The 14,614-nt window shown below is 43.2% G+C and carries 17 protein-coding genes; 3 read left to right on the top strand and 14 right to left on the bottom strand.

Translation table 11 applies throughout. The features are described 5' to 3' along the window. Positions 1 to 8: 8 nt before the first annotated feature. From nuoL to HOP08_15395, 12 genes are all read right to left on the bottom strand, one after another. A complete protein-coding gene (gene nuoL / locus HOP08_15340; GenBank protein ID NOT76301.1) occupies positions 9 to 1,919 on the bottom strand; it encodes an NADH-quinone oxidoreductase subunit L in 1,911 nt (636 codons plus the stop codon). After that, on the bottom strand, positions 1,913 to 2,215 hold the full coding sequence (gene nuoK / locus HOP08_15345) for an NADH-quinone oxidoreductase subunit NuoK (GenBank protein ID NOT76302.1): 303 nt from the start codon (positions 2,213 to 2,215) through the stop codon (positions 1,913 to 1,915). Before nuoK ends, nuoL begins: the two co-directional genes overlap by 7 nt. Further along, entirely contained in the window at positions 2,212 to 2,745 is a 534-nt protein-coding gene (locus HOP08_15350) for an NADH-quinone oxidoreductase subunit J (GenBank protein NOT76303.1), read from the bottom strand. Before HOP08_15350 ends, nuoK begins: the two co-directional genes overlap by 4 nt. Further along, positions 2,735 to 3,259, bottom strand: a complete 525-nt coding sequence (locus HOP08_15355) for an NADH-quinone oxidoreductase subunit I (protein ID NOT76304.1) — start codon at positions 3,257 to 3,259, stop codon at positions 2,735 to 2,737. Before HOP08_15355 ends, HOP08_15350 begins: the two co-directional genes overlap by 11 nt. A gap of 58 nt (positions 3,260 to 3,317) precedes the next feature. Next, positions 3,318 to 4,346, bottom strand: a complete 1,029-nt coding sequence (nuoH, locus tag HOP08_15360; protein ID NOT76305.1) for an NADH-quinone oxidoreductase subunit NuoH — start codon at positions 4,344 to 4,346, stop codon at positions 3,318 to 3,320. Further along, a complete protein-coding gene (locus HOP08_15365; GenBank protein ID NOT76306.1) occupies positions 4,346 to 5,356 on the bottom strand; it encodes a 2Fe-2S iron-sulfur cluster binding domain-containing protein in 1,011 nt (336 codons plus the stop codon). The genes nuoH and HOP08_15365 overlap by 1 nt, the downstream gene beginning before the upstream one ends. A gap of 46 nt (positions 5,357 to 5,402) precedes the next feature. Then, complete coding sequence (gene nuoF / locus HOP08_15370) at positions 5,403 to 6,761, bottom strand: NADH-quinone oxidoreductase subunit NuoF (GenBank protein ID NOT76307.1); 1,359 nt, start codon at positions 6,759 to 6,761, stop codon at positions 5,403 to 5,405. A 23-nt stretch (positions 6,762 to 6,784) separates the two neighbouring features. After that, positions 6,785 to 7,300 (bottom strand): NADH-quinone oxidoreductase subunit NuoE, encoded by a 516-nt coding sequence (gene nuoE / locus HOP08_15375; protein NOT76308.1) that lies wholly within the window; start codon positions 7,298 to 7,300, stop codon positions 6,785 to 6,787. Positions 7,301 to 7,309: 9 nt separating this feature from the next. After that, positions 7,310 to 8,521: an NADH-quinone oxidoreductase subunit D gene (locus HOP08_15380; protein NOT76309.1), complete on the bottom strand. Its 1,212-nt coding sequence runs from the start codon at positions 8,519 to 8,521 to the stop codon at positions 7,310 to 7,312. Between the two features lie 3 nt (positions 8,522 to 8,524). Further along, positions 8,525 to 8,950, bottom strand: coding sequence for an NADH-quinone oxidoreductase subunit C (locus HOP08_15385; GenBank protein NOT76310.1), 426 nt, complete (start codon positions 8,948 to 8,950; stop codon positions 8,525 to 8,527). A 76-nt stretch (positions 8,951 to 9,026) separates the two neighbouring features. Next, the gene (locus HOP08_15390; protein ID NOT76311.1) at positions 9,027 to 9,581 is read right to left on the bottom strand and encodes an NADH-quinone oxidoreductase subunit B; all 555 of its coding nucleotides are present in this window, start codon (positions 9,579 to 9,581) and stop codon (positions 9,027 to 9,029) included. A 16-nt stretch (positions 9,582 to 9,597) separates the two neighbouring features. Next, positions 9,598 to 9,969 carry an NADH-quinone oxidoreductase subunit A gene (locus tag HOP08_15395; protein NOT76312.1) on the bottom strand — a complete coding sequence of 124 codons (372 nt, stop codon included), beginning with the start codon at positions 9,967 to 9,969 and terminating at the stop codon, positions 9,598 to 9,600. A 362-nt stretch (positions 9,970 to 10,331) separates the two neighbouring features. Here HOP08_15395 and HOP08_15400 point away from each other — a divergent pair, with 362 nt between their 5' ends. From HOP08_15400 to HOP08_15410, 3 genes are read left to right on the top strand one after another with little or no spacing between them, the layout of a single operon-like run. After that, the gene (locus HOP08_15400; GenBank protein NOT76313.1) at positions 10,332 to 11,423 is read left to right on the top strand and encodes a LamG domain-containing protein; all 1,092 of its coding nucleotides are present in this window, start codon (positions 10,332 to 10,334) and stop codon (positions 11,421 to 11,423) included. A gap of 14 nt (positions 11,424 to 11,437) precedes the next feature. After that, on the top strand, positions 11,438 to 11,950 hold the full coding sequence (locus tag HOP08_15405) for a phosphoheptose isomerase (protein NOT76314.1): 513 nt from the start codon (positions 11,438 to 11,440) through the stop codon (positions 11,948 to 11,950). A 26-nt stretch (positions 11,951 to 11,976) separates the two neighbouring features. Beyond that, positions 11,977 to 13,005 carry a metal-dependent hydrolase gene (locus HOP08_15410; GenBank protein ID NOT76315.1) on the top strand — a complete coding sequence of 343 codons (1,029 nt, stop codon included), beginning with the start codon at positions 11,977 to 11,979 and terminating at the stop codon, positions 13,003 to 13,005. A gap of 3 nt (positions 13,006 to 13,008) precedes the next feature. Here the strand turns inward: HOP08_15410 and HOP08_15415 are convergent, their stop codons facing one another. Beyond that, positions 13,009 to 14,181, bottom strand: coding sequence for a phospholipase (locus HOP08_15415; GenBank protein NOT76316.1), 1,173 nt, complete (start codon positions 14,179 to 14,181; stop codon positions 13,009 to 13,011). Positions 14,182 to 14,280: 99 nt separating this feature from the next. After that, positions 14,281 to 14,472: a cold shock domain-containing protein gene (locus HOP08_15420; protein ID NOT76317.1), complete on the bottom strand. Its 192-nt coding sequence runs from the start codon at positions 14,470 to 14,472 to the stop codon at positions 14,281 to 14,283. Between the last annotated feature and the right edge of the window lie 142 nt (positions 14,473 to 14,614).

Consider the following 14,614-nt stretch of genomic DNA (forward strand, 5'->3'; position numbering starts at 1 on the left):
TCTGCCGTTTAATAAATGAAGGATAGTGAAAGCATCAATACAATACCTATAACCATCATGAAAATGTAAAATCCGATCGTGCCGCTTTGAAATAGTCTGAATACCTTACTCCATTGGACCACTGAATCGCCGGCTGAGTTTACAAAACCGTCAATCGCGAGTTTTTCAACAATCTGGTCAAATTTAGAAGAGAGCCAATAGAGCGGCTTTACTACAATCGTGTCATAGATCTCGTCAACGTAATACTTATTATAAGAGAGTTTTTGCAGAGTCCCGATGTCAGAACCTTCTGCAACTGGAACACTTGCCTTCTTAACATACATAGACCAGGCAACACCGATAACTGCTAATGTTAAAGCAATGACTGTTCCCATTAATCCATACTCCGTTGCATGTGATAATGTATGCTCAGCCATAAGTTCTTTCGATTGAGCAAATACAGGCGACAGGTATTCTGATAATTGTGAAGAACCAAATAGTGCTTCTGGAACATTCATAAAACCTCCCACAAGAGATAATACCGCTAATGCGATCAAAGGAATTGCCATGCTCTTTGGTGATTCATGAATGTGATGCATCGTTTCATGGCTCGCTCTTTCAGATCCAAAGAATGTCAGGAAGAACAAACGGAACATATAGAATACTGTCAGCAGTGATGCCAGTAATGCAACCGCCCACACCATTGGATTATTTGCAAAGGCCTCGGCAAGAATCTCATCCTTGGAAAAGAAACCAGCGAATGGTGGAATTCCTGAAATGGCAAGTGTTCCCACCAGAAAAGTCAGATAGGTAATGGGCAAATACTTTTTCAATCCACCCATCTTCCTCAGATCTTGCTCGCCTCCCAAAGCATGGATGACACTTCCTGCTCCCAGGAAAAGCAACGCTTTAAAGAATGCATGTGTTGCCATGTGGAAGATTCCACTTGAAAAAGCACCAAGACCAAGTGCCACGAACATCAGGCCCAGCTGACTTACAGTAGAATATGCAAGCACTTTCTTAATGTCGTTCTGTGTGAGGGCGATCGTTGCTGCAAAGAGTGCAGTGGCAAGTCCAATGATAAGAATAAGGTTGAGGGCCACAGGTGACAAAGCATACAAAAGATTGTTACGACACACCATGTAAACTCCTGCCGTTACCATGGTAGCAGCATGGATCAAAGCAGATACCGGTGTTGGGCCAGCCATTGCATCAGGAAGCCATGTATAAAGAGGTATTTGAGCGCTCTTTCCCATAGCACCGACAAAAAGCAAGACTGTAATAAGCGTTATGGTAGATGAATCTAAGGAAGAAACTTTTGTGAACACTTCTGTATAATCCAGGCTCCCGCAATTCATGAAGATCAGGATCATCCCAACAAGAAGTCCAAGGTCACCAATGCGATTCATGATAAATGCCTTGTTAGCAGCATCATTATAGTTGTTATTCTTAAACCAGAATCCAATGAGCAGGTATGAGCAAAGTCCTACACCCTCCCACCCGACAAACATCACGACATAATTTGAACCCATCACCAGCATGAGCATGAAGAAGACGAAGAGATTCAGATAAGAAAAGAATTTATTGAAGCCTGCATCATCATGCATATAGCCCACTGAATAGAGATGGATAAGAAATCCAACCCCGGTTATGATCATCAGGAATATGGAAGACAACGGGTCGATGAGGAAACTGAAATTGAGTGAGAGATTTCCGGTGGCAATCCAGTTAAGAACCGTTACCTGAATGCTTCTTTGCTCAACAGGAAGAGAAAGCAGATGAGCGAAGAGCTCTATGGAGATCAGGAAGGAAATAAATACTACTCCGCAAGCGATGATGGAAGACGCGCTGTGTGAAAGTCTCTTATAGTTCAGACTGATGATCAGGAAACCGATCAGTGGCAATAAAGGAACCAGTGCTATCAATGTACTTCCTACCATTTTAGTCGATTCAATACGTTAATATCTGTCGTGCGGGTATTGCGATACATCATCATAAGGATTGCCAGTCCAACTGCAACTTCTGCTGCTGCTACTGCCATGATAAAGAATACAAAAACCTGCCCGGCAGGATCATTCAAATAATTTGAGAAAGCTACCATCACCAGATTAACAGCATTCAGCATAAGCTCAACACACATAAAAATGATAATCGCATTTCTTCTATAGAGCACGCCTAACACTCCAATCGTAAACAAAGCCGCACTCAGCCAGAGATAATAGTCTATCGGTATCATGGCTTTTTGTCGGTTTGAGGTTTCTCATTTTTTGCGATCATAACGGCTCCGACCATTGCGGCCAGGAGAAGTATGGATGCCACTTCAAATGGAAGCAGGAAATCTGTGAATAAAACGTGTCCAAGGTTCTTAACCGATCCTATCATGCTTGGGCTTGGTGAATTAGTTTCCATTCCGCCTGCGCCTTTCAATGATGCAACCAGGATAATCAGCAGCATGGATGCACAGATCGTTGCTGCGAATTTCAACAAGTTGCTTTTGTGTGGTTCGGTTTCATGGTTCAGGTTCAGGAACATGATAACATAAAGGAACAGAACCATGATAGCTCCAGCATAAACGATCAGGTGAACGATCGCCAGGAACTGAGAACTCAACAATATATAATGACAAAAGATAGAGACAAAAGTCAATACAAGATAGAGGACACTATACACCGGGTTCTTCGAAAAGACTACCAGCAGTGCAGTGAACACCGAGACAAACGACAGAAAGTAGAAAAGATTAAGGGTCAAGGCTACGTTATTTGTTATGGCTTAATTTCTTGTGTGTTTTAAATTCCAGTACTGCAGGCGTTTGACGTTTTGTTACGTCAATGCGCGCATTTACCGGTTCCACCAGTTTATCCTTCCCAAAAACAAAGCTCTCCCGTCCGTAATCTGTTGGTATAATCCGATCGGTAAGAAAAATTGCCTCCTTTGGACATGCTTCTTCACAGAGTCCGCAGAAAATGCAACGTAGCATGTTGATCTCATACGTTGATGCATATTTTTCTTCACGATATAAATTCTCTTCACCTTTATTGCGTTCTGCCGCAACCATTGTAATCGCTTCCGCAGGACATGCTACCGCGCAAAGGCCACAAGCAGTACATCGTTCTGCACCTTTCTCATCTCTCTTTAGCACGTGCTGACCTCTCCAGATGTCACTGATCTCACGTTCCTTTTCAGGATACCTGATCGTAGCGCTCTTTCTGAATAAATGCTTGATTGTAATCACCACACCTCCAAGAATAGCAGGCAGATACATTCTCTCCATGAATGTCATTTCCTTCTTTACTACCTGCTTAGATCTGTTCGTTAACATTCGCGGTGCTCCTTAATTTTTATTTTGTCAAAATCATTACCAGACCAGTGGCAAATATGTTCGCTACTGACAATGGTATTAATATCTTCCAGCCAAGATTCATCAATTGATCATAGCGAAAACGTGGAACAGTCCAGCGGATCCACATGAAGAAGAAAATAAAGAAGAAAATCTTCCCAAAGAGAATCAATGATCCTATGATCGTAATTGTGTTATGATCAAGGCCAAGGTTATTCATAAATGGGAAATTATATCCACCAAAGTAAAGCGTTGCAATTACTGCAGATGAAATGAACATATTGATATATTCTGCAAAGAGGTAGAAACCAAGTTTCATACTGCTGTATTCGGTGTGATATCCGCCCACCAGCTCTGTCTCACACTCCGGTAAATCGAACGGTGTGCGATTACATTCCGCGAAAGCGCAGATAAGGAAGATAATGAACCCAACAGGCTGATACAGTACGTTCCAAAAATTCCAATCTCCACCCATCCCGCCTGCCTGCTGCGCGCTGATCTCACCCAGGCTTAACGTTCCAGTCATCATGATCATCGCGATGATGGAGAAACCCATTGCAATTTCATAACTGATCATTTGCGCTGACGCACGGATAGCACCCAGCAGCGAAAATTTGTTGTTGGATGACCAGCCGCCAATCATGATGCCATACACACCAATTGACACAATACCGAATACATAAAGAATCCCAATGTTGAGATCTGCGATCTGGAGGGAATAGATAACTCCATCATATTCTAAAGTGCCGCCCCATGGAATAACTACACCTGCCATCAATGCAGTGAGCATGGCAATGCATGGACCAGCTATGAACAGGAACTTATTAGATACGTTTGGAATGATCTCTTCTTTCATGAAGAATTTCAATCCATCAGCAAGTGGCTGCAAAATACCAAAAGGACCCGCCCGATCAGGACCTATACGATCCTGAAGAAATGCAGCAACCTTACGCTCAGCATATGTTGAATATGCCGCAATCGTCAGAGTAATGGTGAATATTCCACCGCAAAGGATTGTGTAATACAACATCAATTGGTCAGTTTAGGACTAGGTTCCGGGGGCAACTCTGCTCCTCTTTCAAATTCAATCTGACGTTCTATTTCTTTTTTCAATTTCAACAGATCAGTTCTCTCATAATGATTCTGTGAGATCACTGAATTATGCTCAATGTGACGCGGGCCATCCACGGTCCAGTCTGACATCTTCTTATGCTCAAATCGGCATTCGTTACAGATGTATTCTGTTACCTCGCCATATTTGTCTTTGCGTGCAGAAACTCTTAACACATCATCTCCCTTCGTCCACAGGATCACCTTGCCGGAACATTTAGGGCAATCACGATGAGCATCCAATGGGTTGGTGAACCAGACCCTGCTTTTAAAGCGGAAAGTCTTATCAGTCAATGCTCCTACCGGGCAAACGTCAATCATGTTGCCTGAGAAGTCATTATCAATTGATTCTTTTATGTAGGTGCTGATCTCGGATTTATCTCCGCGACTCATAACACCATGAACTCTGTTATTGGTAAGCTGATCCGCTACAAATGTGCAACGGTAGCAAAGGATGCACCGTGTCATGTGAAGCTTGATCTTGTCTCCTATGTCAATCTTTTCAAAGGTTCTCCTGTCTTCTTCATAACGCGTTGCTGCAGCTCCATGCTCATAGGCAAGGTTCTGGAGATCGCACTCTCCTGCCTGATCACAGATCGGACAATCAAGTGGATGATTGATCAATAAAAATTCAACGACTGCTTTCCTTGCTTCCAGAACTTCCGGTGATGATTTACTTTGAACTACCATCCCATCCATCACTGGCGTACGGCAGGAGGCTACAAGCTTTGGCATCGGACGAGGATCTTTCGTGGATCCTTGCGCTACTTTAACAAGACACACACGACACTTACCACCACTATCCTTCAGATTGGTGTAATAACACATTGCTGGGGGAACCAACTCCCCTCCGATTTTACGTGCAGCATTCAGTATCGTAGTTCCATCCGGAACTTCTACTTCAATGCCATCGATCGTTACTTTAGCCATCTAAGCGTTATTCATTAAAAGTTAATCGCTATTCTTTATTCTTTAATTAACCATTGACCAGCATTCCTTCACTCACAAACGGCTCCTTCTCAAAATGCTTTGGGTCTTTCACTTTTTCCGGATACTTAACATGATATTCAAACTCTTCACGGAAGTGACGGATCGCACTGGCAACCGGCCACGCCGCTGCATCTCCCAAAGGACAAATTGTATTTCCTTCAATCTTCTTGGCAACACTCACCAGCAGATCGATATCTTCCATATGTCCATGACCATGCTCAATACGATGCAAGACTTTTTCCATCCAACCCGTACCTTCACGACAAGGACTGCATTGTCCGCATGATTCATGATGATAGAATCGCGCAAAGGTCCATAGATTCCGAACGATACAGGCAGTTTCATCCATCACTATAAAGCCACCGGAACCAAGCATTGTTCCGCTAACGAATCCTCCATCGGCCAGTGACTCATAGGTCATCAGACGTGGTTCACCTTTAGCCGTTTTTAATATAAGATTGGCAGGTAAGATTGGCACAGAAGATCCACCGGCAACAACAGCCTTAAGCTTTCTTCCTTTCCATATGCCACCACAGTATTCATCAGAGTAAATAAATTCTTCTACCGGAAGGCCTAGTTCAATTTCGTAGATGCCTGGTTTATTAATATGACCACTCGCCGATATGAGTTTTGTACCCGAGCTCTTGCCAATACCGACATCATTATACTTGTCTGCAGTGATATTGATGATCGTTGGAACCGCTGCAATGGATTCAACATTGTTTACAACTGTTGGGCATGCATATAAACCTGCAATCGCCGGAAAGGGTGGTTTCAATCTTGGATTGCCGCGCTTCCCTTCCAATGATTCCAGCAAGGCAGTTTCTTCACCACAGATATACGCTCCTGCTCCAGGATGCACATACAGATCAAGAGAAAAGTCGGTTCCTAAAATATTCTTGCCAAGGAGTCCGGCCTGATATGCTTCGTCAATTGCCTTCTCAAGAATGCGAACGATGTACATGTACTCACCACGGATATAGATGTATCCTGACTTTGCACCTAATGCAAAACAGGAGACAATCATTCCCTCTATCAATAAGTGAGGGAGCTTCTCCATGAGATAACGATCCTTGAAAGTTCCCGGCTCGCTTTCATCAGCGTTCACTACAAGATATCTTGGCTTATCGGACTTGCGATCCATAAAACTCCATTTCAACCCTGTTGGAAACCCAGCGCCACCTCTTCCGCGGAGATCAGAAAACTTTACTTCTTCTATGAGTTGATCAGGCGTCATAGTCTTCAACGCCTTCTCTACTGACGCATAGCCGCCTTTGGACTGATACACCGGGAGTGTTTCAATGCCTGGTACGTTTACGTGCTCTAGTAGAAATTTCTTACCCATTTATTAATCTTTTTATCAATAGTTCATCTCATGTAGGAACTGCGCTTATTCTCTGAGCGCATCTTTTCCAGAATGTCATCCACTTTTTCATTTGTCAGATCCTCATGATACTTTGCCCCAATCTGAAGCATGGGTGCTGTTCCACAGGAACCTAAACATTCAACAGTCTTTAATGTGAACATGCCATCACTGGTTGTCTCACCAACATTAATGTTTAATCTGTTCTTCAAATGTTCAACGATATCATCCGCTCCTCTCAACCAGCATGGTCCTGTCTGACAAACTTCAATAAGGCAGGTACCAACCGGCTTCAGGTTATACATTGAATAGAAAGATGCCACTTCATAAACTTCGACAGGCTTGATGCTGAGCAACGACGCAACATAATCCATCACGGGTGCGCTCAGCCAGCCATTGAATTCAGCCTGAGCCAAATGAAGAACAGGCAGCAATGCAGACTTTTGTTTTCCTTCAGGATATCGTTTGATGATCCTGTTCACCAATGCGAGCGTCTGTTCCGAAAATTTTATCTGTTCCATCTGTTTCAATCAAGCATCAAGTTCTCCCGCAATAACATTCATGCTACTCATCGTCAGGATCGCATCCGACAACATAGAGCCTTTCACCATTTCAGGAAATGCCTGGTAATAAATAAAGCATGGCCTTCTGAAATGAAGACGGAAAGGAGTTCTTCCGCCATCGCTGATCAGATAGAATCCAAGCTCACCGTTTCCACCTTCCACACAATGATATACCTCACCTTTTGGAACATCGGTCTCTCCCATCACGATTTTGAAATGGTAGATAAGCGCTTCCATCTTGTCATAAACTTCTTCCTTTGGAGGCAGATAGAATTCAGGAACATTAGCATGGAATGGTCCTTCCGGTAATTTTGCCATCGCCTGTTTGATGATGCTTAAGCTCTGCCACATTTCCTCCTGACGAACCATGAACCTATCATAGGTATCGCCATTCTGCCCTACTGGGATCTGAAAATCAAAATCCTGATAGGAAGAATAAGGCATGGCAACACGCACATCGTAATCAACACCGGCAGCACGAAGATTCGGGCCGGTAAAACTATAGCTCAAAGCTTTCTCTCCAGTGATAGGACCACAACCAATGGTACGATCCATGAAAATCCTGTTACGATTGAGAAGATTCTCAAACTCTTTTAATACGGTTGGAAACTCTTTCAGGAATTTATTGATCTTCTCCCATGTCTTGGGAGTAAAGTCTCTTTCAAAGCCGCCGATGCGCCCAAGATTGGATGTCAGTCGCGCGCCGCAGATCTCTTCATAAATTTCATAAACAGATTCACGCTGCTGAAACATATAAACAAAGCCCGTTAACGCCCCTGTATCCACACCAATTACTGCATTGCAAATAACGTGGTCGGCAATGCGTGCTAATTCCATGACAATGACACGCAGGTATTGCACACGCTTCGGAACTTCAATTCCAAGAAGCTTTTCAACAGTCATGTGCCAACCAATATTATTAATAGGCGCTGAACAATAGTTCATGCGATCTGTAATCGGTGGTATCTGATAAAAAGGTCTTCTCTCGGCAAGCTTTTCAAATGCACGGTGAATGTATCCAATCGTAGAGGTAGCCTCTTCTATAATTTCACCATCCATTTTCAGGACGTTCTGGAATATTCCATGCGTCGCCGGATGTGTAGGGCCAAGATTGAGGTAAGAATATTGCTTCTCCTCTGGCTTATAAATATGATCGGTTGCTGTTTGATTTACATCCATAGCTTATCTTCCGAACATTGAGTCATTTTTATCAACACGAACCTGATCTTCGAGAGGATACTCCTTCCGCAATGGGAATATGATCATCTCATCCACATTTAAAATACGTTTCAGGTTAGGATGACCTTCGAATTTCACACCATAAAAATCATAGGTCTCACGCTCCATCCAGTTTGCTCCTGGAAAAACTGAAGTAAGAGATTGAACGACCGGATTTTCAACCGGCAGATAAATCTTAAGCCTTACTCGCTGGTTACTCACCATATTATGGAGCTGATACATCACAGCGATCTGATTTACTTCAGCGTAGTGAATTCCACATAGTGTTGTCAGGAACTGAAATTTTGTTTCAGCATGATCTCGCAAGTGTTTAATAACATCAACGATCTTATCCTGCTTCAGCGAAATGACTGGGAAATCGTATAACATTTCAGCATGCAGGATCTCCCCATCATACTTCTCCTTTATAACAGATACAATTTTTTCCAGATCGGTGCCTTCCACGTTACTCAATTCCGTAAGTATTTAACATGGCCTTATACTCCTTTGAATCTCTTCTTCTGAGGGACTCAGATTCAACAAGCGCCTGAATCTTCATAACACCATCAATGATCTGCTCAGGGCGCGGCGGGCATCCCGGGACATACACATCCACTGGTATAATCCGGTCTATTCCCTGAAGTACGCTGTAGGTATCAAATATGCCACCACTTGAAGCACACGCTCCAACGGATAGCACCCAGCGAGGCTCCGCCATTTGTTCATAAACCTGCTTCAAAACCGGTCCCATTTTCTTGGCAATGGTTCCCATAACCATCAGTAAATCAGCTTGTCGCGGTGAAAAGCTTAATCTTTCAGATCCGAACCTGGCGAGGTCATAGTGAGCACCCATGGTTGCCATAAATTCAATCCCGCAGCAGGATGTGGCAAATGGTAATGGCCAAATGGAGTTCTTACGTGCAAGGCCAACGACCTGCTCAAGTCTTGTCGCAAAAAAGCCAGTACCTTCAAGGCCTTCCGGCTTCTGCCCTACATTAATATTGTCTGCTACTGTACTCATAAATATGTCTCTCAACCTAGTCTTCCCAGGTCAATGCACCTTTCTTAAGAATGTAAAAGAATCCGATCAGCATGGAAGAAATAAAGAGGATCATTTCCACAAATCCTGTCACACCTAAGTCATTGAAATTCACCGCCCAGGGGTACATGAATATAACTTCTACATCAAATAGCACGAAGAGGATAGCCACCAGGAAATACTTGATGCTAAATGGGATTCTGGCGTTTCCTTTTGCTTCAATTCCACATTCGAAAGCTTCCAGTTTGATCTTGGTATTTCTCTTTGGACCCAGTAAGTGGGTGGCAACCATTGTAACACCGACAAAGCCGGCGGCGAATAAGAACATCAGAGCAATGGGTGCGTATTGAATAAGTCCTGTGTCTTCCATATAAGTAATGGATAAAAATATCTCTTTCTGTGGTACTATAATAATTAAGAGCATCAAATAATTCAGTTGTTCTGGTACTTAAACCGGGTTTAATGCCCGAAAACGTTTGATGTTTCATCCCATCGATTTGTATGGATCAACGCATTGAAAAAATCTGCAACATTCTGGCATCAGTGAAAATCCCAATTTTGACTTAAAATGTGATGTATTAAATATCTACAAATCAGATAATTACGATTTATTGAATTCTTTGATTTCCTGAAGAAAGTTCGTCCGATCACGCATAAATTCTTAAAGATGACGTTCTCCTATTTTGTCCTTATTTTTGCCGCGTTGAATGAATATAAATTAGACAACCTGCTGTGAACTTCCCTTTGAATGATGTGTGTGTAAAAAGAGTTGCCTCCAGGACACTGCTGGCTCTTACTCTTATTGTGGTGACTTTTGGTTTTAATGGTTGCTCAGATAGTGAGTTTGTTCCTGCCCCATCGGTAACCGAACTTTCAAAGCGTATTACCGCTGGCATTAAGCTCGTGACTTCAACTTACGAAGGAGCGGCTACCGGCAATTTCCCGAAAGGATCCAGGAAGATTCTGATAGACTCAATTGACTCGGCTCAAAAGATCTATGTAAAAACAAATATTACTCAGGCACTCCTTACCCAGTCTCTTAATAATCTCAATACTGCTATTGACACTTACATGAGCAAAAAAGTGATCACCGTCGATCCGACAAACCTCGTAGGGCAATGGACGTTTGATGAACTTGACATACTTGAAGAAGGTATCCTCTTAAAAGACTATTCCGGTAAGGGAAACAACGCTATTCTAAAGCGAGGCCACGAGTACTGGGGTCGTGGATTACCAACACGTGGCACTGATAGAAATGGAAATGTCTCCAGAACTCTTCACTTCGATCACGGTGCAAACATTGAGATTCCCTACACTCCGGAATTTAATCAGGGACAAATCTCTATCTCACTATGGGTTAAGCTTGATACGCTAAGACCATTTCTGGCAAATCAATCCCTTGCATCGCTTAACAGGAAAAATGGATATCAGCTATTTACAGATAACATCGGCAGAGCAGTCTTCACCGTTAATCCTGCCGCGACACCCGGCACCAACATCACCGATGACAATGCTACCGTCCTATTCCCAGGAAACTGGTATCACATCGCAGTAACATTCGGCAATGGTCACATGGTGTTTTACCGCAATGGTGTTGTGCTTAAAGATCACATCCATGCAGGAACAACACTTACAACCAATCCTGGTGTCAACTTTGTATTTGGACAAGATCTTCCTACCGACAAATATTCTCTCAATCCTTTAGATCCCAATGCTGTTGATCAGGGAGGATTTTTGAGAGGATACCTTGATGAGCTGAGAGTTTACAAATCCGTTCTTACAGTAGAACAGGTTGCAAGTATTTACGCCGCTGAGAAACCTTAAGCTTAGAACAACCTATGAACCTGAAACTAAAAAGCTCTGAGAAGAAAGATGTCTTTGCTGAAGTTGAACACTTTCTGAATGGATGCAATCTCAAGATTGACACTAAAGATACTCAACGTCCATGGGGTGGTTTTTTTGTAATGGATGAAAGTGAGGCTGCAGAATTTGGTAAGCTCTTCTTTCCTGAAATTGATCTCTCCACCCTTCGTATCAGTGGAAAGCTAAGTCCAAAGATACTGGTAGTAGCTCCTGAGAAACGTCTTTCGTGGCAATATCATCATCGTCGTGCTGAAATATGGAGAGTCATCTCCGGCAAAGTCGGCGTGGTAACAAGTCTTACGGATGTAGAAGGTGAAAAGAAAGAACTAAAAGAAGGTGAACTGATTCGCCTTATGCAAGGACAGCGCCACCGTCTGATCGGTTTAAGCGATTGGGGTGTTGTAGCAGAAATCTGGCAGCATACAGACCTTCATCAGCCTTCCAATGAAGATGACATCATACGTCTTCAGGATGACTTCGGCAGATGAAAAAGTAAACGTCAAGAGGCAAGCCAATGGATTCCATTACGCATATCGTCCTTGGAGCTTGCATCGGCGAAGCAGTCGCTGGTAAGGAACTGGGAAAGAGGGCAATGCTGCTAGGTGCAATTGCTCAGAGTATTCCGGACATCGACTTCCTTCTTTCCATCTGGCTTCGTCCTGTTGACAATCTCCTTGCCCACCGCGGCTTTACCCATTCAATCTTCTTTGGTCTTATTATCTGCACATTGGCAGGGTGGATTGCCTCACGGTATAGTAAAGGCAATGGCATTACTTTTAGCCGATGGGTTTTCTTCTTCTCCCTTGAATTCGGAATTCATCTTCTTCTGGACGGATGCAACAACTATGGAGTAGGATGGTTTGAGCCATTCAGTCATCAACGAATTGCATTCAACATTCTTTATGTAGCTGATCCGTTCTTTTCAGTGTGGCTGGGCATTGGTTTCGCTGGCCTTCTCCTCTTACGCAGCGATTCAGCTAACCGGATTAAGTGTGTCTGGTTCGCGCTGATCATAAGCTCGGCTTATCTTCTCTATTCTTTTTACAACAAGATATCGATTGAATCCGATGTGAGATCCTCATTGTCCCGTCAGCAAGTGACTCCTGGCAGAATACTGACCACCCCCACTCCTCTCAATAACTGGCTCTGGTTCATCGCTGCGGAGGTTCCGACCGGATATTACATTGGATACCAGTCTGTCTTTGATCAAAATGATTCTATCGATCTTGTATTTTTTCCAAAACAGGAATCCCTGCTTAATGAATTGAAGGATAAGGAAGATCTCAATAAGCTCATTCGCTTTTCACAGGGATACTATACCGTTGAGAAACGTGGCGATGGACTTTTATTCAACGACCTGAGATTTGGGCAGATTGCAGGATGGAGTGATCCTCATGCCATGTTTGCATTTCATTATGACCTCTATCATCCTGATGCTAATTTGTTTGTTGTTCAGCAGGGAAGATTCTCTAACTGGAACCGTGGCACGGTGGAGATACTGATAAAAAGAATTTCCGGCGATCGGTCCGCCAGCAAACCCTGATCTCTATTCTCTTTTCTTGATGACGATGAATGCAGCCAGTCTCAAAAGATTATAGGCCAGCTTCTGCATTACTCTCGCCAGCCATCCTGTGGTGCGATGATATTTTTCTTCTGTAATCTCTTCACAGTGATTGTCCATGATCTCTGTCAGACAATTCTCGGTGTTCAAAGCCATGGTTGGATTCTTTACATCAATGTTCAGTTCAACACTGGCGTAAGCACTGAGATTATTCAGATTGTAGGAACCTATGGTCATCCATTTGCTATCGCAGACGGCGATCTTTCCATGAAGTACAGTCTTATTGTATTCAAATATCCGGACTTTGTTCATGAACAGCCATCGGTACAAATAACGCTCGGCATACTTGCTGGTACCAATATCTGAAACACCCGCCAGGATTACCTTGATGGAAACTCCACGTTTTGCTGCACGCTTGATGCTGTTTCTGAACATCTGGCCTGGCAGAAAGTAGGGAGACATTATAATGATCCGGTCTGCCGCGTTATTGAACATTTCAACATAGCTGCGTGATATCTCTCTTCTTCTCCCGATCCAGTCATTTCTTCTTGGGCGCACCTCACAATTCTTCACGATGCCACTCACAGGCAGGTGCGTCGGTTTTACTGTTTCTATAGCAGAAAGTCTGGAAGTTTTAAACCTGCGAATACAAATTCCCGCCAGGCTGGTGCCGATAGTGCCTTCAGAATATAATGCCCAGTCGAGCCATGCTGCACCCTTTTCAGTATCGTTGTATTTGTCGCTGATGTTGAGACCACCCACAAGACAATTGAAGCTGTCGATGACGATCACCTTGTGATGAAGTCTTCTTCCAAGGTAGAATTTCTTTCCCTTGAGAATAGGTGCAAACCAGTGGAAACGAATTCCGGAATCTTTCAGATCCTGGATAAATGCTTTTGATAAATTCTTGGAAGCGTAGGCATCCAGCATCAGGAATATGCGGACGCCACGACGGCTGGCATCTTTTAAGGCTGTTGCAATTCTCTGACCGGTTGCGTCATTGTCAAAGATGTACATCTGAAAGTGAATGATGTGCTTTGCAGAGGAGATCATTTTCTCCAGGAGGTCAAAGTATTCGATTCCGCCCCGGATGAGCTTCACGGAAGTGCCAGCAATGTAGGGTGCATCTTTGGCAGATGTCCTGAATCTTTCAAACATGCTTCAAGGTATGAAACGCTATATAAATACAGAATGGGCTTAAAAGCAAAAACCACCCGAAGGTGGTTTCTACATCAGTATTAAGAATTAAAGTTGTTGTTAGTTAACAACCTTAACTTTAACGGCATTCATACCTTTTTTGCCTCTTTCAGCTTCGTATTCAACCTGATCGTTTTCACGAATCTGGTCGATAAGACCTGAAGAGTGTACAAAAATGTCTTCACCTGAATCAGATGGCTTGATGAAACCAAATCCTTTGGCATCATTGAAAAATTTAACTGTTCCTTGCATTGTTTATTAATTAATTGAGAAAACTCACTGTTTGTTGCATCAACAAGGACTCAAATAAGATTCCCTTTTCAGGAATATTGCATTGAATTGATTGTCTTAATTAAGGAAGGTGGAACTCAAGAGAAAGCCGAAAGGCACTATT

This window comes from Cyclobacteriaceae bacterium (genome assembly GCA_013141055.1).
Classification (GTDB): domain Bacteria; phylum Bacteroidota; class Bacteroidia; order Cytophagales; family Cyclobacteriaceae; genus ELB16-189.

Excerpts from the sequence above, each read along its gene's own strand:
- nuoL (NOT76301.1), bottom strand. The coding sequence starts at position 1,919 with ATGGTAGGAAGTACATTGATAGCACTGGTTCCTTTATTGCCACTGATC.
- nuoK (NOT76302.1), bottom strand. The coding sequence starts at position 2,215 with ATGATACCGATAGACTATTATCTCTGGCTGAGTGCGGCTTTGTTTACG.
- HOP08_15355 (NOT76304.1), bottom strand. The coding sequence starts at position 3,259 with ATGACATTCATGGAGAGAATGTATCTGCCTGCTATTCTTGGAGGTGTG.
- nuoH (NOT76305.1), bottom strand. The coding sequence starts at position 4,346 with ATGTTGTATTACACAATCCTTTGCGGTGGAATATTCACCATTACTCTG.
- HOP08_15365 (NOT76306.1), bottom strand. The coding sequence starts at position 5,356 with ATGGCTAAAGTAACGATCGATGGCATTGAAGTAGAAGTTCCGGATGGA.
- nuoF (NOT76307.1), bottom strand. The coding sequence starts at position 6,761 with ATGGGTAAGAAATTTCTACTAGAGCACGTAAACGTACCAGGCATTGAA.
- nuoE (NOT76308.1), bottom strand. The coding sequence starts at position 7,300 with ATGGAACAGATAAAATTTTCGGAACAGACGCTCGCATTGGTGAACAGG.
- HOP08_15380 (NOT76309.1), bottom strand. The coding sequence starts at position 8,521 with ATGGATGTAAATCAAACAGCAACCGATCATATTTATAAGCCAGAGGAG.
- HOP08_15385 (NOT76310.1), bottom strand. The coding sequence starts at position 8,950 with ATGTTATACGATTTCCCAGTCATTTCGCTGAAGCAGGATAAGATCGTT.
- HOP08_15390 (NOT76311.1), bottom strand. The coding sequence starts at position 9,581 with ATGAGTACAGTAGCAGACAATATTAATGTAGGGCAGAAGCCGGAAGGC.
- HOP08_15395 (NOT76312.1), bottom strand. The coding sequence starts at position 9,969 with ATGGAAGACACAGGACTTATTCAATACGCACCCATTGCTCTGATGTTC.
- HOP08_15405 (NOT76314.1), top strand. The coding sequence starts at position 11,438 with ATGAACCTGAAACTAAAAAGCTCTGAGAAGAAAGATGTCTTTGCTGAA.
- HOP08_15410 (NOT76315.1), top strand. The coding sequence starts at position 11,977 with ATGGATTCCATTACGCATATCGTCCTTGGAGCTTGCATCGGCGAAGCA.
- HOP08_15415 (NOT76316.1), bottom strand. The coding sequence starts at position 14,181 with ATGTTTGAAAGATTCAGGACATCTGCCAAAGATGCACCCTACATTGCT.
- HOP08_15420 (NOT76317.1), bottom strand. The coding sequence starts at position 14,472 with ATGCAAGGAACAGTTAAATTTTTCAATGATGCCAAAGGATTTGGTTTC.